Source organism: Mesorhizobium sp. M7A.T.Ca.US.000.02.2.1 (genome assembly GCF_003996995.1).
In the GTDB taxonomy this organism is placed as follows: domain Bacteria; phylum Pseudomonadota; class Alphaproteobacteria; order Rhizobiales; family Rhizobiaceae; genus Mesorhizobium.
The window spans coordinates 1-3,421 of record NZ_RZTT01000539.1; the positions used below are offsets into that span (position 1 = coordinate 1).

Below are 3,421 nucleotides of genomic sequence, written 5' to 3' on the forward strand. Positions count from 1 at the left end.
GGAGCAACACGATCACCATCATATAAAACGAGCCGATGATCGCCACGCCCATACCCGAGGTTTCCGGGCGGCCGGAGGCGCCGTAGGTGAACAGGCCGCTGTTGAAGTGCTCGGCCATCGCGCCCTCGGCCTTGAGCTTGTTCATCCAGGTGATCTGCTGGTCCGAGACCTTGCGTCGCGCTTCCTCGACACTGAGGTCGATCTGGCCCTTGAAAGCCGAGTCGAGATTGGCGGCGGCGAGGATGTTGACGTTGCGTGTCGTGCCGATCACGGACGGATCGGCGGCAACGATGTCGCGCAACTGGACGCGGGCGCCTTCCGACAGGAAGCCCTTGAGCTTCTGGATCATCGGCTTGTCATCAGGAGAGATGCCGAGCTTGGCCACAAGCGCGTTTTCGGCGAGCTTGGGATAATTTGCCTTGATCAGAACGCTCGGATCGGTTGCACGCTTGCCGGAAGGATCGATCACCTTCTCGTCGAACGAGATCGGCAGTGATACCGTCGTCTGCCAGAAGGCGGTGTAGCCTTTCGAGACGATGGTGATCAGCATGATTGCCAGGAACGCCAGGCCTACGGAAATCGCCACGACGCCATAGAAGCGGAAACGGCGTTCGGCGGCGTAACGGGCCTTCAGGCCGATGTCGCGGCGCGGATGGGCCGCCGCCCTGACCATCGTATCCATGGAAATGTCGGTCATTCGTACTGCTCCCGATATTTGCGCACGATGTAGAGCGCGACGATGTTCATCACCAACGTCAGCGCGAACAGCGTCAGGCCGAGTGCGAAGGCGACCAGCGTCTGCGGCGAATTGAACTCGAGGTCGCCGGTGAGCTGGTTGACGATCTTGACGGTGATGGTCGTCATCGCCTCGAACGGGTTGATGGTGAGGTTGGCGGCGACGCCCGCCGCCAGCACGACAATCATCGTTTCGCCGATGGCGCGCGAGGCGGTCAGCAGGATGGCGCCGACGATGCCGGGCAGTGCAGCCGGCAGGATCACCCGCTTGATCGTCTCGGAGCGGGTCGCGCCGAGGCCAAGCGACCCGTCGCGCATGGCGCGCGGCACCGCGGTTATGATGTCGTCCGAGAGAGAGGACACGACCGGGATCAGCATGACGCCCATGACCAGGCCGGCGGTGAAGATGCTCTGGCCCTGGATGAAGGGCGAACCGCCGGTCAGCGCCGCGGACAGGTCGCGCAGGAATGGCCCAAGCGTGACGACGGCGAAGATGCCGTAGACGATGGTCGGTATGCCGGCCAGAAGTTCAAGCGCCGGCTTGACCACCGAGCGCACCTTGGGCGTTGCGTATTCGGCCATGTAGACAGCCGACATCAGCCCGACCGGCACCGCAACCAGCAGCGCGACGGCGGCGATGTAGAGCGTGCCCGCAAGAAGCGGGATCAGGCCGAACTGACCCTGGCTGCCGCCCGAACCGGCAGCGGCAAAACGCGGATCCCAGACGGTGCCGAAGAAGAAACTCATCGGCGAGACGCTTTCGAAGAAGGTGATCGTCTGGAACAGCATCGAAAGCACGATGCCGATGGTGGTCAGGATGGCGATGGTGGAGGCGGCAAGCAGCCCCCACAGCATCAGCCTCTCGACATTGTTGCGGGCCCTGGCGCGCGGCTCGATCTGCCTGAGCGCATAGACGGCGCCGGCGATCGAGGAAACGAGAATGACAATGGCGCCGAACAGGCCGAGCCGGTCCTGGACCTTGTTCGCCTCGACGGCGATCGGGATCATGTAATCCTGCGTGTCGCTCGCCAGCGCCACACCCTTGGCGGCGAGCAGCGGCTGCAGCTCGGCAAAGCTGGCAGGCATTGCGGCCAGTGTGCCTGCATCGAGTTTGCGCAGGCCCCTGGCGAGGCTCTTTACCAGGCTGACATCCAGTGCCTCACTGGCAACCTTGCTGTCGACGGTGCGCTCGGGCAAGGCAGTGTGAATGTGTCGGTCAAGATAGACGGAAGACCCGACGGTCCAGACGGCAAGCAGCAAAAGAGCAGGCAGAACGGCGAGCAGGAAGGCCCACCAGCCATGATAGTGGGCGCGCGAATGCGGCTTGACCTTGCCATTGTCCTGGGCCGCGGCACGTTGCCGACCGATGAAAAAGGCAACCAGGCCGACGGCAACGACGATGGCCAGTACGAGCAAGGACGACATGGACCCACCCCAAGAGAAATTCTTACGCAGCCGCCATTGCGGCCTGCGATGAAACCGGGGCGCGGGATTTGGCCCGCACCCCGGTTCGGCAGCTGATTACATCGACTTTCCGGCGGCGAAAGCGTCACGCTGGGCCTGACGCTCGGCATCCGGAGCAGCAACGAGGCCGTATTCGGCGAGCGGGCTTTCCGGGCCAACCATCTGGTCGTCAAGGAAGAACTCGACATATTCCTTGAGGCCGGGAACGACGCCCAGATGCGCCTTCTTGACGTAGAAGAACAGCGGGCGCGAGACGGGATACTTGCCGCTGGCGATCGTCTCGGTCGAAGGCACGACGTCTTCCACGGTGGCGACCTTCAGCTTGTCGGCATTGTTCTCATAGAAGGCGAGGCCAAACACGCCGACGCCGGTCTTGTTGGAGTCGATGCGGGCGAGCGTCTCGGTATAGTCGCCATCGATGTCGACGGCCTTGCCGTCCTTGCGGATGGCGATGCAGGTTTTGCCGATTTCCTTGTCGTCGGCAATGCCGGCGGCCTTGAGAGCAGCCTTGTCACAGCCGGCATCGAGAAGCTTGGTCTCGAACACTTCGCGCGTGCCGTGCTTTTCGCCCGGAATATAGGCGGCGATGTCCCAGTCGGGCAGCTTCGGATTGACCTGGCTCCACTTGGTGTTCGGATTGTCGACGAGCTTGCCGTCGACGACCAGCTTGGCCGCCAGCGCCTTGTAGATGTCGGCGGGAACCAGCGCCCAATCCGGGCCCTTGATGTCGGTGGCGAAGACGATGCCGTCATAGCCGATCCGGACTTCCTGGACTTCCTTCACGCCGGCGTCGGCGCAGGACTTGAGTTCGTCCGCCTTGATCGGACGCGACGAGTTGGCGATGTCGATGGTGTCTTCGCCGACGCCCTTGCAGAATTCCTTGATGCCCGCGCCGCTGCCGCCGGATTCGACGACCGGGGTCTTGAAGTTGGTGAATGTTTCGCCGAACTGCTCGGCGACAATCTTGGCATAAGGTAACACGGTCGATGACCCGGCGACCTGGATCTGGTCGCGCGCGGCGGCGAAGCCGGACGTCGCGGCGAGCGCAAGCGCAGCGGCCGACGCCGTATAGAGGAATTTCTTCATGTGGCCTGCTCCTGTTCGGAAGATGGTCTCTCGGCGCTCGTCAGTCGGCGCCCGCTGAGGCCAATAGCCTTCGATTATAACAGTCGCATGACAGTTTGATGTCACCCCGGTAACGCGTCATCGGGATGAGCAGAAT

3 protein-coding genes are annotated in these 3,421 nt (G+C 62.8%); all 3 read right to left on the reverse strand.

The features are described from left to right. On the reverse strand, nucleotides 1-697 hold a 697-nt coding region (locus EOD15_RS31090; protein WP_127409156.1), incomplete at its 3' end, for a DUF3333 domain-containing protein. Next, nucleotides 694-2,160, reverse strand: coding sequence for a phosphate ABC transporter permease subunit PstC (gene pstC, locus EOD15_RS31095; protein WP_127321968.1), 1,467 nt, complete (start codon nucleotides 2,158-2,160; stop codon nucleotides 694-696). The genes pstC and EOD15_RS31090, both read right to left, overlap by 4 nt. Nucleotides 2,161-2,256: 96 nt before the next feature. After that, nucleotides 2,257-3,285 carry a substrate-binding domain-containing protein gene (locus tag EOD15_RS31100; RefSeq protein ID WP_127271977.1) on the reverse strand — a complete coding sequence of 343 codons (1,029 nt, stop codon included), beginning with the start codon at nucleotides 3,283-3,285 and terminating at the stop codon, nucleotides 2,257-2,259. Nucleotides 3,286-3,421: the final 136 nt, after the last annotated feature.